Below are 14,417 nucleotides of genomic sequence, written 5' to 3' on the forward strand. Positions count from 1 at the left end.
AAAATTTAACCTAAAAAATTACGTTTTTATGCATCTCATCTAATTTAGATACATCAAAACTATCCAGATAAATATTCGTTGTTTTATTTCCATATTCATGTCCTAATGCTTCTGCAATCATTTCGTTGGAATATCTGAGTTGTTTGGCTACTTGAGCAAAAGTATAACGCGCAGTATAGGTGGTAATAGAAATTGGTAAATTAGCTTGCTTCGATAAACGCTTTAAATACTTATTGGTAGTCTTTATCCATTGTAATAGAATCTTTTTAGCTTCAACACTATCCTCTGTAATAGAATTAGATAAAATAGGTAGCAAATAATCACCATTACTTCTGAAATTATTTAATATTTCTTTCGCTGGACTAAAGAGTTTCACACTATAATGTTTATGAGTTTTTCGACGCTGATATTCAATTCTATTACCACAAATATTGCCGTGCTTTAGATAAGCCATATCTGTAAATGAAATACCTCTTAAATAAAAACTAAGCATAAAATACTGTAATGCCTGCCACTCTGCTGAATTTACCTCCAGATCCATTCTATTCAATTTAATAATCGCTTCTTTAGAAATGGCTCTACTTGGTGTTTTCTCTACTTTAACAGTAATATCACTAAAGGGATAATATGCTCTACCCACAAGCTTATGTTTTATAGCCTTATTATAAATGGCTCGAATAGATCTTAAATAACTGGCTATACTGTTTTGTTTTAATCCTGATGCCTTTAAATGATGAATAAACCCATCTAACAACTCGTAATTTAGTTCTTCAAATGAAACTTCCTTACCACAGTATTTTATTAACCTATTAACAGCAGCTTGATAAGCTATAGCATTACCGGTACGCTTAGCATCTAACATTTGTTTTATTAATTTATTAGCAAACACTTCAAAAGTATCTACAGCCTTATCACTGGATTTACCGTCGAGCATCATTTTTAATTTTTCAATGGTAAATTGATCATCAAGCATCAATAACGCATGCTGAATTTTATAATGCTCCTCAAATAATTTAATATTTATAAGCTTTGCGTTAGGATGATCGCTGCTAACTTCATTTTTAATAGCATCCCAAAATAATTTAGGAATTGAATAGCCCGAATTGATGGTGTAAACCTTCTTGAAATGTGTAATTCGGTAAATAATGTTGTAATTACCATCGGATTTTGCTCGTCTGGTATCTAAAATAGTTTTGACATTTGCCATAATGTTGAATTGTTATGGTCAAGATTGTGCAAAATATGTGCAAACTAAAGCGCGAAGAAGTAACCATTTCATTCTCTTCTCTGGAAAAAAATAGCACAAAAAAAGCCTCACATTTCTGTAAGGCTTAAATTTTGCTCCCCCTCTTGGGCTCGAACCAAGGACCCTTTGATTAACAGTCAAATGCTCTAACCAACTGAGCTAAGGAGGAGTGTTAATGCGTTGCTTTCGCTAAGCGGTTGCAAATATAAGACCCTTTTTGATATCTGCAAACATTTTTTGAAAAAATTTTAATTAAAAATTGCTTTAAAAATATCATTGCCGTTTGCAAACAATACTAATGCAATGAGAATCAGGAACCCAACCATTTGTGCGTACTCTAAAAATTTATCTCCAGGTTTTCTTCCAGAAACGATTTCGTATAGTAAAAACATAACATGACCTCCATCTAAAGCCGGAATCGGTAATAAATTTAAAACGCCAAGCATAATTGATAAGAATGCTGTTATTCCCCAAAACACCTGCCAGCTCCAAAAACTTGGAAATATATCATAAATGGCTTTAAATCCACCTACGCCTTTATAAGCACCTGTACTTGGTGTGAAAATAGCACTTAACTGATCCCAGTAAGACACAATACGCTCTTTAAACTTGGTTATACCTACCGGAACCGATTCTAATAAACCGTATTCCTTTGTTTCATACTTGTAGTATCCTAATGCTTCTAATGTTTCTGAAGTCGATCTTCCGGCATAAACCAATCCTAATTTACCTTCTGAATCAATTTTTAAAGGCAGTTCTACTTCATACTGGTCTCTTAATACCGTAGCTGTTACTTCCTGTCCTTTAAACTCATTTAAATATCCTTTTACCTGATCGGCATACCTTGTTTTGTTTCCATTAACCTTAACAACGATATCTCCCTTCTGCAATCCACTAGATACATTAAGTGACGTATCTGGCACCTGAACAACTACAAATGGTTCACGAAGACTGATAAACGATTTTTCTTTGGAATCGATTAATTGTGCTAAAAAATCTTCTGGTAAATGCACTACCGACTGTACACCGTCGCGTTCAATAGTCACATCTTTACCGAATAAAACCTTTTCAGAAATTTCAGAATACGTATTTATCTTTTGCCCATCAACCGATAAAATTTTATCTCCTGTTAATAAACCTGCCTTATTCGCCACGGTACTTTCAATTAAAAGTCCGTCTTTAATATTTTCGTTTGGTAAAAAGATATCGCCATAAAAATAACTCATACCTATGTAAATCAATATAGCCAACAAGAAATTTACAGTAACACCACCCAACATAATAATTAAACGTTGCCAAGCTGGTTTAGAGCGAAATTCCCAAGGTTGCGGTTCTTGCGCCATTTGTTCGGTATCCATACTTTCATCAATCATCCCGGAAATTTTCACATAACCTCCAAGTGGCAACCACCCTATTCCATATTCAGTTTCCCCAATTTTCTTTTTAAGCAATGAAAATTTAACATCGAAAAATAAGTAGAACTTTTCTACGCGTGTTTTAAATGCTTTTGCTGGTATAAAATGGCCTAATTCGTGTAAAATAATAAGTAACGAAAGGCTAAGTAAGAATTGAGAAATTTTAATAACAAACTCCATATAACGTCATTCAATTTTTTTATGTCGCCCAAAAGTAAGCTTTTAAACCAACTTTAAAAAGACAATTGTTTAATCGCTTGGTTTTTAACAAGAAATTAAAAGATAATCCCTGCGGCGTCTCTAATTTTCAATGTATTTTTGCAAGAATCAAATTTTTCAGAAATGCTTTCGTTTTTTAAAGGATACAAAACATTTGCTATAGTTTTTGCTATCATTTCGGTTATAATCATATCTCTTATTTACAACACGTTGAATGTTTACCAACCGCTACCAATTTATCAACCTGCCATGGTAAGCACTGAGTTGGTCGATACCACCATTCAGTATCAAAAAAAATATCATAAAATCGCCGATTTCTCCTTAATCAATCAAAATGGAAAAACAATTACTCAAGACGATTACAACGATAAAATTTACGTGGCCGATTTCTTTTTTACAACCTGCGGAACCATTTGCCCGATTATGACAAAAAACATGGTCGATATTCAAACCGCTATTATGAAATACGACGATGTCATGCTTCTATCTCATACGGTAACGCCTGAAATAGATTCTGTAGAACAACTTAAAAGATATGCTGTTCAAAAAGGTGTTATAGATAGAAAATGGAATTTAGTTACCGGCGATAAAAAAGAAATTTATGCGCTTGCGCGGAAAAGTTATCTGGCCGTAAAAGACGATGGTGACGGTGGCCCATTCGATATGGTCCATACCGAAAACTTTATGCTGATTGATAAAAAACGACAAATTCGTGGCTTTTACGATGGCACAAATCCCGAAGATATTGAACGCCTCATTCAGGATATCAGCATCTTAAAACAAGAGTATGAACAATAGTTTTTTAGCCTCAATTTTTTTAGCCTAAATTTTTACATTACTTTTGCCTCTTTAAATTCAATCTAAATAAGCTTGCAACACACTTTAGCACATCTAAAACGCGGCGAAAAAGCAACCATAACCGATGTTTCGTCTATTCACATTCCGCTAAAACTTTTAGAAATGGGGTGTTTACCTGGAAATACTGTCGAGCTTGTACAATTAGCACCTTTTCAAGACCCTATGTATTTAAATATTAACGGGTCGCATTTAGCGATTAGAAAAGAAACTGCTAATCATATCCTAATTGAAAAAGTAGATGAGTAAACAAATAAATGTCGCCTTAATTGGTAATCCAAACACAGGAAAAACTTCTGTGTTCAACGCCCTTACCGGATTAAATCAAAAGGTAGGAAACTACCCAGGGATTACTGTTGAAAAGAAAGAAGGTATTTGCAAATTACCTCGTGGTGTTAAGGCACATATTATCGATTTACCAGGAACATACAGTTTAAATGCATCGTCGTTAGATGAAAATGTAGTGATTGAATTACTACTTAACAGAAACGATAAAGATTTCCCCGATGTTGCTGTAGTTGTCAGCGATGTTGAAAATTTAAAACGAAACCTACTTTTATACACGCAAATAAAAGACTTAGAAATCCCAACCATTTTGGTCATTAATATGGCCGATAGAATGGAATATAAAGGTATTTCTTTAGATATCCCTTATTTAGAAAAAAAACTTAAAACCAAGATTGCATTAGTCAGCACCCGAAAAAAACAAGGTATTGAAGAACTAAAGCAACTTATTACAAATTACAAAGAGGTTTCTGATGAACCTTGTTTAAATGCTTCGGAAGTTGATGTTGATTATTTTAACAGTCTAAGAAAAGCCTTCCCTAATCAGCTACTTTACAAGCTTTGGTTGGTGATTACACAGGATGTCAACTTTGGAAAAATTGACAGAAATGAAGTTGAAACTTTAGATGATTTCAAAACGAAAAGTAAAGCCGACCTTAAGCGACTTCAACAAAAAGAAACTATTAAACGTTACCAGTTTATAAACAACGTACTTAAAGTTGGTCAGACTATTGACACCTCTCAAGCTAAAGATTTACGCACCAGACTGGACAGAATATTAACTCATAAAGTTTGGGGTTACCTTATATTTTTCTTGATTCTTCTGGTTATTTTTCAAGCTATTTACGATTGGTCTAGCGTACCTATGGACTTTATAGATAGCACATTCGCTTCATTAAGTGAATGGACTAAAGAAATATTACCCGAAGGTGCTTTTACTAATTTATTAGCTGAAGGCATTATTCCTGGACTTGGTGGTATTGTTATTTTCATTCCGCAAATTGCCTTCTTATTCCTATTTATTTCAGTTTTAGAAGAAAGCGGATACATGAGCCGTGTGGTCTTTTTAATGGATCGTATTATGCGCCGTTTTGGTCTTAGCGGAAAAAGCGTTGTTCCTTTAATTTCAGGTACAGCCTGCGCCATTCCAGCTGTAATGGCTACCAGAAATATTGAGAGCTGGAAAGAACGTTTAATAACCATTTTAGTAACACCATTTACAACCTGTTCAGCAAGACTTCCGGTGTATTTAATAATTATATCGTTAGTCATTCCTGAAGGACGTTTCTTCGGATTAGGTTATCAGGCATTAACTCTTATGTTATTATATCTTATTGGATTTGGAGCGGCCGTAGGTTCAGCGTATATTTTAAATAAAGTTTTAAAAATTAGGAGCAAATCCTTCTTTGTTGTCGAAATGCCAAACTACAAATTGCCTTTATTTAAAAATGTAGGATTAACGGTATTAGAAAAAACAAAATCGTTTGTTTTTGGTGCGGGTAAAATCATTTTAGCAATTTCTATTATCCTATGGTTTTTGGCATCTTACGGACCTGGAGACAACTTTAATAAAGCTGAAGACATCATCACAAAAGAATATGCTTCTCAGAATTTATCTGAAGACGAATTACAACAACATATAGCCTCGTTTAAATTAGAGCATTCCTTTATTGGTATTACAGGTCGCGCTATCGAGCCAGTTATCAGACCCCTTGGTTATGACTGGAAAATTGGTATTGCGATTGTAAGTAGTTTTGCTGCCCGTGAAGTATTTGTTGGTACTTTAGCTACCATTTACAGCGTTGGAAGTGATGACGAAGCCACGATAAAAAACCGAATGGCTGCTGAAGTCAACCCAATTTTAGGCGGACCGTTATTTAACTTTGCATCCGGAATATCGTTACTATTATTCTATGCATTCGCCATGCAATGTATGAGTACCTTAGCAATTGTTAAAAGAGAAACCAACAGTTGGAAATGGCCTTCTTTACAATTGGTATTTATGACTGGCTTAGCTTATGCTGTAGCTTTAATAGCATATCAGTTCTTAAAATAAAAAGAAGAAAGGTTTTCTAAAAAATATCGGCTAAAGTTACATGAACACTATCATTCAAAACATACTTGTTTTTTCGGCAGTAGCCTTAGCCTTGCTGTTTTTAATTAGAAAATTCCTTTGGAAAAAAAAGACATCAAAAAAATCTTGCTGCAACGACGATTGTGGTTGTCATTAAAATATTTAACCGATAGCTTCTTCCTTAACGAAAAGATTATTGGCAACGGCCTGAGAAATACTCATGGTCGTTACTCCATTAATTTGAATTACCATAGAGTCATCAAAGTCCTCGCGAGAAACCACCGTAATTTCAGAACCTAAAGCTATTTTATGCTTATCTAAATATTTCAAAAACGAAGACGACGTATCTTTTACACCCACACAAACGCCTTTGTTATTTTCAGCCAGATTAAACAAAAGTATTTTATCTGTTTTCTTAATATCGCCATTTTTATCAGGAATCGGATCGCCATGCGGATCATGCGTTGGAAAATCTAAAAGCTTATCCAGTTCATTTATCAATTTTTCCGACTTTATATGCTCCAATTGCTCCGCAATATCATGAACCTCATCCCAGGTAAAATTCAGCTTTTCTACTAAAAAAACTTCCCACAAACGATGCTTTCTAACCACATCGGAAGCAATTTTCTTACCCTGTGATGTTAAAGACACGCCTTGATAGCGCTTATAGTTCGCATAACCTTTTTCCGCTAACTTCTTTACCATATCGGTCACCGAAGACGCCTTTGTCTCTAAAGCTTCTGCTATACTGTTTGTACTTACAGTCATGGTTCCATATCTACCCAATTGATAAATAGACTTAATATAATTCTCCTCGGTTAACGTAATCATGGTTCTGCTTTTATTTATGACAAATATATATTAATCATTATTTTAAAACTATTTTTAGACTAATCTAAATTTATATTTACATTTGCAAAAACCAAATTAATGAGAACCCTAATATTTTTAATGACAATAATCTCAATTTCTTCGAATGCACAGCACATTAGCGGACGTGTTTTCTCTGAAGATAATCCGCTTCCTTATGTTAATGTTTTTATCAAAGAGATTTCTAAAGGTGCTATTACTAATGAAGAAGGTTTCTTTAATATAGCTCATATTGAAACTGGCACTTATACCATTTCAGCTTCATTTACTGGCTATAAAACCCAAACTAAACGTATTAAAGTTAACGAAGAAGCTCTAAACATTAATTTTTATTTAGACGAATCTGACATGCTTGACGAAGTAGTCGTTACGGGAACCTTAAAAGCTGTATCAAGACTTGAAAGCCCCGTTCCTGTCGAAGTTTACACCCCTACTTTCTTGAAGAAAAACCCAACACCTAATATTTTTGAAGCTCTACAGAACGTTAATGGTGTTCGCCCTCAAATTAACTGTAACGTCTGTAACACAGGAGATATCCATATTAACGGACTGGAAGGCCCATACACTTTAGTTCTTATTGATGGGATGCCAATTGTTAGCGGACTGTCTACAGTTTATGGCTTATCTGGAATTCCGAATTCATTAATTGAACAAATCGAAATCGTTAAAGGTCCGGCCTCCTCGCTTTACGGTAGTGAAGCCGTTGGTGGTTTAATCAACATTATTACCAAACTTCCCGAGAACGCTCCAATAGTTTTTGCCGATAGTTACATTTCTGGCTGGGGAGAAGTCAATACCGATTTAGGTTTTAAAGCAAAACTAGGTCATAAAGCAGATATACTAACGGGTATTAATTACTTCAACTACAGTAACCCCACAGATAATAACAACGATAATTTCACCGATTTAACTTTACAAGACCGCATTTCAGTATTTCAAAAATGGAACTTTAACCGAAATAACAATCGCCTTTTTTCTGTTGCCGGACGCTTTTTTTATGAAGACCGATGGGGAGGCGAAATGCAATGGAATTCAAATTACAGAGGCGGAGACGAAATATATGGCGAAAGCATTTACACAAAGCGTTTTGAACTCCTCGGAAAATATCAATTACCAATTGATGAAAACATCCTATTTCAATTCTCGTATACAGACCACAATCAAAATTCAGTATATGGAAACACACCTTACTTAGCAACGCAACGCATTGGATTTGGACAGTTTACATGGGACAAATCAATAACCAATCATGATTTACTTTTTGGAGCCGCCACACGCTATAATTTCTACAACGATAACACACCCGCAACTCCAATTCCTGACGAAATAGTTATTCCGTCATTTTTTGCTCAGGATGAAATCGCTTTCAGTGAAAACCATAATATTTTATTAGGTGCGCGCTATGATTACGATAAAAGACATGGCAACATATTCACTCCAAGAATGGCTTATAAATTCAAACCTTCAAAACATGATATTTTACGCTTAAATGCAGGTACAGGATTTAGAGTCGTTAATTTATTTACAGAAGAACACGCCGCCTTAACTGGCGCTAGAGACGTAGTTATTACTGAAGCTTTAAAACCGGAACGTTCCTATAATATAAACCTGAATTATTTAACCAAACTATACACCAAAAGTGGCATTATAGTTAGTTTAGATGCCTCGGCATGGTACACCCATTTCACGAATATTATTCTACCTGATTACGATACCAATCCAAATCAAATAATTTATGATAATTTAGATGGAAAAGCTATTAGCAAAGGGGTGAGTTTAAACATAGACACTATGTTTTCAAACGGTATAAAACTACTTACAGGAGTAACTTTTCAGGATGTATCTAAAACTGAAAACGGTATTACGGAACAACAAATGCTCACCGAAAGTTTTACTGGAACCTGGGCAGCGACCTACAAAAACTACAAATACAACCTAACTTTCGATTATACCGGAAATATTTACGGCCCGATGCGATTACCTTTACTTGGCGATTTAGACCCCAGACTTCCTGAATCTCCCGTTTGGAGTATTCAAAATATTCAATTCACCTTTGATGGCTTAAATAATTTTGAAATTTACGGAGGCATCAAAAATCTATTGAACTGGACACCTAACAAAGGCAACCCGTTTATTATAGCCAGAGCTCAGGACCCTTTTGATGAAGACGTAATCTTTGACAACAACGGAAATGCCATATCAACCCCTAATAACCCTTATGCCCTAACCTTCGACCCGTCTTATGTTTACGGACCAAATCAAGGACGCAGATTGTTTTTTGGATTACGGTACTCCCTGAAATAAAAACCTAAAAAATAAGACGCCAAATTTGTGCTACCAAAAAGGTTACGATAAACCCTAAAATAACGGGCATTACCGAAGCCACAACGGTCCATTTCACACTATTGGTTTCTTTGTAAATCGTATAAATCGTGGTACTACATGGATTATGAAGTAAGCTAAACAACATCAAGTTTATAGCAGTTAGCAAGGTCCAGCCTCCAGCTTTTAACACATCAGCTGTGGCATTAATAGAATCCAGTTCAAACATCACACCTGCTCCTTCTCCACCTGCCACTCCTGTTACTAAAACCGTAAGCATCAAAATCGTTGGAATTACAATTTCGTTCGCCGGAATCGCAACGATATAGGCTAATAAAATCACACCGTTTAATCCTAAAAGAAATCCGAAACCATCCATGCCATTTATCGCCCAGGCGGCAATACTTTCACTACCTATATGGACATTAGAAATGAGCCAAATCACGGCTCCTGCCGGCGCAGCAAATACAACAGCACGCCACAATACAATTAACGTTCGGTCGATTAAAGACGTATAAATGGTTTTCCAAAAACGTGGTGGCCTGTATGGTGGTAATTCTAGATTAAATGTGGACACTTCACCCTTTAAAACCGTTTTTGACAATCCCCATGATACCCCAAACATAAAAGCCATACCCAAGACTGCCACACCAATTACCGCTAATAAAGACACCAAACTAGACAATGATTTCGGTACCACGGCCCCAATGAAAATTGTTGCAATTAAAATTTGGGTTGGCCAGCGTCCATTACACAATGAAAAATTATTGGTTAAAATGGCAATAAGCCGTTCTCTGGGACTATCAATAATTCGCGCAGCCACAACACCTGCAGCATTGCAACCAAAGCCCATACTCATAGTTAATGCCTGTTTTCCATGTGCTCCAGACTTATTAAATAAGGCATCTAAATTAAAGGCCACTCGGGGCAAATACCCGAAATCTTCTAACAAAGTAAACATGGGGAAAAAGATAGCCATAGGTGGTAACATCACTGCAATAACCCATGCTACCGCCAAATACACGCCATCAATTAAAAACCCATCTAACCACCAAGGCATACCAATACTTGCAGCTCCACTTTTTAAAGCAGGATGAATATGATCCAACAATACATTTGCTAACAAAGACGACGGATAATTAGCCCCTTGAATGGTAATCCATAAAACTGTTCCCAGAATTAAAAACATGATTGGAAACCCAAATCGTTTACTGGTTACAATTTTATCGATTTTCGCATCTAACCTAAAACGTTTATCTGAATTACTGGTTCTTACTGAATCTTTAACAATATCTGCGGCATCAGCATAAATACTTTCCGTTAAATTATCGTGAAACTCATCACCAATTTGCCAGCGTAATTCGTTAGATAGTTCGATGATATGATCTATATTATTTTCCTTCATTATGTTTAATATTTAAACAAATTCTCCCGTTCTAAGTGCCTCAATAATTTGCTTATCACCTTCTAATAATCGAAAGGCAATCCATCGGCTATTAGAGATATTCGGAAATTCCTTTTCAATTTCAGTCGTTAAGGTTTTAACAGCCCTTTCAATATTTTCAGGAACACTTTTAATACGATGCGGTTTACATACAATTTTACCGCTGGCAATTTCACTTATGGTTTGAATGAGCTCTGGAATACCACGATTAAAACGCGCACTGGCCGGTACCACAGGAATTCCTAAGTCGCGTGACAAGGTGCGTACATCAATTTCTATTTCGTTACGTTCGGCTTCATCCATAAGGTTTAGACACAGCACGGCTTTATCTGTAATTTCAAGAATTTGGAGTACTAAATTCAGGTTACGTTCCAATCGGTTGGCATCAACGACAATAACCGTAACATCCGGCTTTCCGAAGAGAATAAAATCTCTTGCAGCAGTTTCATCTTCCGAGGTAGATAACAAGGAATAGGTCCCCGGTAAATCGACTAATTTATATTTTTTAGTATTATATTCGAAACCACCTTCGGCTCTTGTCACCGTTTTTCCTGGCCAGTTTCCTGTATGTTGGCGCAACCCGGTAAGCGAATTAAACACCGTACTTTTTCCTGTATTCGGATTTCCTGCCAAAGCCACAACAAAATCGAAATTATCGGTACGAACACCCAATTTTTTCAATCCGTCTTTATTGAAATGCTCACAAGTTTCGCAGGCTGTATTTATTTTCGTTTCCATAATCTACTCTTTCTTAATAAGGATTTTAGCCGCCTGATCATTACGTAAAGCAATTGACGTTCCCTTAATTAAATATGCATTAGGCTCGCCCAAAGGATTTACCAAATCTATGCTCACATCGGCCCCTTTTACAAAACCCAAATCGAGTAAACGTCTGCGACTTTCTCCTCGACTTTCGCGGGAAATCCCGATGATTTTTGCCGTTTCATGTTCATTTAAACTAGATAATCGTGCCACATTATCTTCAACAGCAACTTCTTTCTCTAAAGGTGCTACCGTTAAATTTGCAGCAACAATGGGCGCCAATTTAAATTCTTCACCTTCCGATAGAAATACAATACGCGTAGCATTATTTTCAACCACTTTAATTAAAGAACCCATATGAATATTTTCAGCTAAAATCTGCTTATAAATTACTTCAGGCTCGTCCTCAATATGCGTAATTCTACCCACGGCGCCAACTTGTAACAACGGCAATTCGACACCTTTTACCTGTGCCATTTTCCCTGTTTTCGTAGGTATAGGATCACCGTGCGGATCGAACTTTGGGTGACCTAAATGCATCGATAATTCTTCAACTTCATCATGCGTTAATCTATGCTCCATAGACTCCGCTCTATCGTGCCATTCGATTTTATGAAATCCTGTTTTATCTGCTAGATAACGTTCCCAAAGCCTGTGAACCCGAACAATACGTAAAGCATATTCGCGGCCTTTTTCGGTAAGTTTTAGTATGTCGGATTCAAAGTAAATTAAATCGTTAATCGTCATTTTTTTAATGGCTTCAACAATTTTTTTGTTACTAAAACTCAACATATGAACTAAGGTTTTCATATCTACCTTATTATTCGAGTTTTCAAAATGATACAGTTGTTTTAAAACGTCTTCAATAATAGTCTTTTCGTTACTTGAAAACTGATTTTTTAAAATCCAATACCATCCTTTAGAAGGTCTGAATAAAAAATACAAAAGACCTCCAATAACAAAAAACACAAGTAGTGCTGATATGGGATTATACGTGTACATATAACAAGTTTATGTATAAAATTTACTCTATAATCGAGATTTAAATGTTCCAAGTTTTGCTCAAAACACAAACAAATATACTTTAATTTATATGATGTTAAAAATATTTTTAGACAAGACTAAAAATTTAATTTAATTTAAATGAGGTAAATACAATTTCAATTCTCTAAATTAAGACCTATTATTCAACCAAACAAGGTATGGCACAACATAATGAATTAGGTAAAAAAGGCGAACAATTAGCAGTTGACTTTCTCTTAGAACATCGCTATACTATTGTAGAACGTAACTACCGATTTGATAAAGCCGAAGTGGATATTATAGCTCAACAAAACGATACTTTAGCCATTATTGAAGTTAAAACCCGTTCGAATACCGATTTTGGGGACCCACAAGATTTTGTGAAGCCCAAACAAATTAAAAACTTAGTGAAAGCTGTTGATGAATATGTTACCGAAAATCAATTAGATGTAGAAGTCCGTTTTGATATTATTGCGATCATTAAACATGGTAAAAGCTACCATATTGAACACCTAAAAGATGCCTTTTATCATTTTTGAGAAGCTTTATTCTTAGCCTTGCTTTTTTGCTTTTCAAAATACAGTTTTAACTCATCAATATCTTCAGGTTTAGCAACAATATGCTTTTCTGAATCTAACACAAAATAAGTAGGTGTAGCTGTTACGCCATAACTATCTCCAATTTCATTATCCCAATATCCGGCACCATAAACATGAATAAAATCCGGAAGACGTTTTACAACTCGACTCCAGTACTCAGGTGAATCTTCCAAGCCAATAGCAACTACTGTTACTTCTTCCTTTTTCTTGTCTTTAACAAAAGCTTCCAACTGCGGAATTTCATCTAAACAATGAGCACATGTACTGTTCCAAAATACCAGAATATAATTTTTAGCTCCTATTAATTCACTCAGCTTTTTTGTAGTCTTAACACCATTCTTTTCCTGTTCAAAAGAAAAATCTGGCGCTACCTTTCCAATAGAGATGTTCTTATATAAAGTTAAACCTTCAATAAGATCTTTATCTTTTAACTGCTTCGCTATATTAATCAAGTAAGTATCTGAAATATAATTGGCAGTCTTCTCATAATTCAAATCACGCATTTGCTCCCAAAGATCGACCAATAAAGTACGCTTAATTTCTATGGGGGCCTCTTTCATCGCATTGTAAAACACATTGATGTTTTTCTTGTAGTTTGCTTCTCTGTTAATCGAATCGGTAACTACTCCAAAAACATAATTCACCATGCGTTCATTCAAGAAATTAGAACTTTGAAGTGTTTTATTCGTAAAGTTCACATGATCAAAATAGTGTATTTTTACATTTTTACTATAGGTATCAACATCTTCGTAATGCTTCGGAATATAAGGCTTGTTTGCTTTAATAAACGTTAAAGCAATGGTATTCTTAGCCAAATCTTCAAACCCCTTTTGAGCTTCGCGCTGTGTTTTAAAAATAGAAACTAAAGCCGTGGTATCCTTACTCTTTTCACTATAAAAGTTATTAATGCTATGCGTAATCATGGACATACTGTTACTATACGATGCCATTAACTTATTTTCTGCAGAAGAAAGAATCTTCAAACCTGTTTCAGAATTAAATGTTAAGTTGATATCTTCCTTCTTATTATAAATAATATCGAAGTTATAATCTTCTTCCGGAATAGCGTACACAATACGGTACATGCCCTTAGCAACTGTAGAGTCTAATTTAATTTCAAATTTCCCGTCCTTCTTAACTTCGGCATGGGTAATATACTCTGAAATGGTTGGTGTTACCTTATACAACACCGCCACACGATAATCTTCAGGCGGAGAAAACACACCTTTTATGCTGTGCTGCGCCATTAACACATTTGAGATTAAGCCAATTAGTATTAAAAACCTTTTCAAAATTCAGGGTA

11 protein-coding genes, 1 tRNA gene and 1 pseudogene are annotated in these 14,417 nt (G+C 35.3%); 6 read left to right on the top strand and 7 right to left on the bottom strand.

Translation table 11 applies throughout. The annotated features are described in order from the left end of the window. Positions 1 to 10 precede the first annotated feature (10 nt). The 3 genes from R1X58_RS05310 to rseP form a co-directional block, all read right to left on the bottom strand. Complete coding sequence (locus tag R1X58_RS05310; protein ID WP_240572321.1) at positions 11 to 1,207, bottom strand: site-specific integrase; 1,197 nt, start codon at positions 1,205 to 1,207, stop codon at positions 11 to 13. A gap of 134 nt (positions 1,208 to 1,341) precedes the next feature. Then, positions 1,342 to 1,415, bottom strand: a tRNA-Asn gene (locus R1X58_RS05315). Positions 1,416 to 1,494: 79 nt separating this feature from the next. After that, positions 1,495 to 2,841, bottom strand: coding sequence for an RIP metalloprotease RseP (gene rseP / locus R1X58_RS05320; protein ID WP_240572322.1), 1,347 nt, complete (start codon positions 2,839 to 2,841; stop codon positions 1,495 to 1,497). Positions 2,842 to 3,003: 162 nt separating this feature from the next. Here rseP and R1X58_RS05325 point away from each other — a divergent pair, with 162 nt between their 5' ends. From R1X58_RS05325 to R1X58_RS05340, 4 genes are all read left to right on the top strand, one after another. Next, positions 3,004 to 3,678 carry an SCO family protein gene (locus tag R1X58_RS05325; protein WP_240572679.1) on the top strand — a complete coding sequence of 225 codons (675 nt, stop codon included), beginning with the start codon at positions 3,004 to 3,006 and terminating at the stop codon, positions 3,676 to 3,678. A gap of 72 nt (positions 3,679 to 3,750) precedes the next feature. Further along, on the top strand, positions 3,751 to 3,984 hold the full coding sequence (locus tag R1X58_RS05330) for a FeoA family protein (protein WP_240572323.1): 234 nt from the start codon (positions 3,751 to 3,753) through the stop codon (positions 3,982 to 3,984). Further along, positions 3,977 to 6,076: a ferrous iron transport protein B gene (gene feoB / locus R1X58_RS05335; RefSeq protein ID WP_240572324.1), complete on the top strand. Its 2,100-nt coding sequence runs from the start codon at positions 3,977 to 3,979 to the stop codon at positions 6,074 to 6,076. Before R1X58_RS05330 ends, feoB (R1X58_RS05335) begins: the two co-directional genes overlap by 8 nt. 40 nt (positions 6,077 to 6,116) lie before the next feature. After that, entirely contained in the window at positions 6,117 to 6,251 is a 135-nt protein-coding gene (locus tag R1X58_RS05340; RefSeq protein WP_240572325.1) for a FeoB-associated Cys-rich membrane protein, read from the top strand. A 5-nt stretch (positions 6,252 to 6,256) separates the two neighbouring features. Here the strand turns inward: R1X58_RS05340 and R1X58_RS05345 are convergent, their stop codons facing one another. Next, positions 6,257 to 6,922 carry a metal-dependent transcriptional regulator gene (locus R1X58_RS05345; RefSeq protein WP_240572680.1) on the bottom strand — a complete coding sequence of 222 codons (666 nt, stop codon included), beginning with the start codon at positions 6,920 to 6,922 and terminating at the stop codon, positions 6,257 to 6,259. A gap of 102 nt (positions 6,923 to 7,024) precedes the next feature. Between R1X58_RS05345 and R1X58_RS05350 the strand changes: the two genes are divergently transcribed. Beyond that, the gene (locus R1X58_RS05350) at positions 7,025 to 9,268 is read left to right on the top strand and encodes a TonB-dependent receptor (protein WP_240572326.1); all 2,244 of its coding nucleotides are present in this window, start codon (positions 7,025 to 7,027) and stop codon (positions 9,266 to 9,268) included. 4 nt (positions 9,269 to 9,272) lie between these two features. Here R1X58_RS05350 and feoB (R1X58_RS05355) read toward each other — a convergent pair. Then, positions 9,273 to 11,456 (bottom strand): annotated as a pseudogene (gene feoB, locus R1X58_RS05355) (ferrous iron transport protein B). Positions 11,457 to 11,471: 15 nt separating this feature from the next. After that, a complete protein-coding gene (locus R1X58_RS05360) occupies positions 11,472 to 12,494 on the bottom strand; it encodes a metal-dependent transcriptional regulator (RefSeq protein ID WP_240572327.1) in 1,023 nt (340 codons plus the stop codon). 200 nt (positions 12,495 to 12,694) lie between these two features. Between R1X58_RS05360 and R1X58_RS05365 the strand changes: the two genes are divergently transcribed. Beyond that, positions 12,695 to 13,054, top strand: a complete 360-nt coding sequence (locus R1X58_RS05365; RefSeq protein WP_240572328.1) for a YraN family protein — start codon at positions 12,695 to 12,697, stop codon at positions 13,052 to 13,054. On the opposite strand, the gene R1X58_RS05370 is transcribed toward R1X58_RS05365, so the two are convergent. Further along, positions 13,045 to 14,361, bottom strand: coding sequence for a TlpA family protein disulfide reductase (locus R1X58_RS05370; protein WP_240572329.1), 1,317 nt, complete (start codon positions 14,359 to 14,361; stop codon positions 13,045 to 13,047). The two genes, R1X58_RS05365 and R1X58_RS05370, sit on opposite strands and share 10 nt — an antisense overlap. Positions 14,362 to 14,417: the final 56 nt, after the last annotated feature.

Source organism: Aestuariibaculum lutulentum (assembly GCF_032926325.1).
Classification (GTDB): Bacteria; Bacteroidota; Bacteroidia; order Flavobacteriales; family Flavobacteriaceae; genus Aestuariibaculum; species Aestuariibaculum lutulentum.

Coding starts and splice junctions, on each gene's coding strand:
- R1X58_RS05310 (WP_240572321.1), bottom strand. CDS start 1,207: ATGGCAAATGTCAAAACTATTTTAGATACCAGACGAGCAAAATCCGAT.
- rseP (WP_240572322.1), bottom strand. CDS start 2,841: ATGGAGTTTGTTATTAAAATTTCTCAATTCTTACTTAGCCTTTCGTTA.
- R1X58_RS05325 (WP_240572679.1), top strand. CDS start 3,004: ATGCTTTCGTTTTTTAAAGGATACAAAACATTTGCTATAGTTTTTGCT.
- feoB (WP_240572324.1), top strand. CDS start 3,977: ATGAGTAAACAAATAAATGTCGCCTTAATTGGTAATCCAAACACAGGA.
- R1X58_RS05340 (WP_240572325.1), top strand. CDS start 6,117: ATGAACACTATCATTCAAAACATACTTGTTTTTTCGGCAGTAGCCTTA.
- R1X58_RS05350 (WP_240572326.1), top strand. CDS start 7,025: ATGAGAACCCTAATATTTTTAATGACAATAATCTCAATTTCTTCGAAT.
- R1X58_RS05360 (WP_240572327.1), bottom strand. CDS start 12,494: ATGTACACGTATAATCCCATATCAGCACTACTTGTGTTTTTTGTTATT.
- R1X58_RS05365 (WP_240572328.1), top strand. CDS start 12,695: ATGGCACAACATAATGAATTAGGTAAAAAAGGCGAACAATTAGCAGTT.
- R1X58_RS05370 (WP_240572329.1), bottom strand. CDS start 14,361: ATGGCGCAGCACAGCATAAAAGGTGTGTTTTCTCCGCCTGAAGATTAT.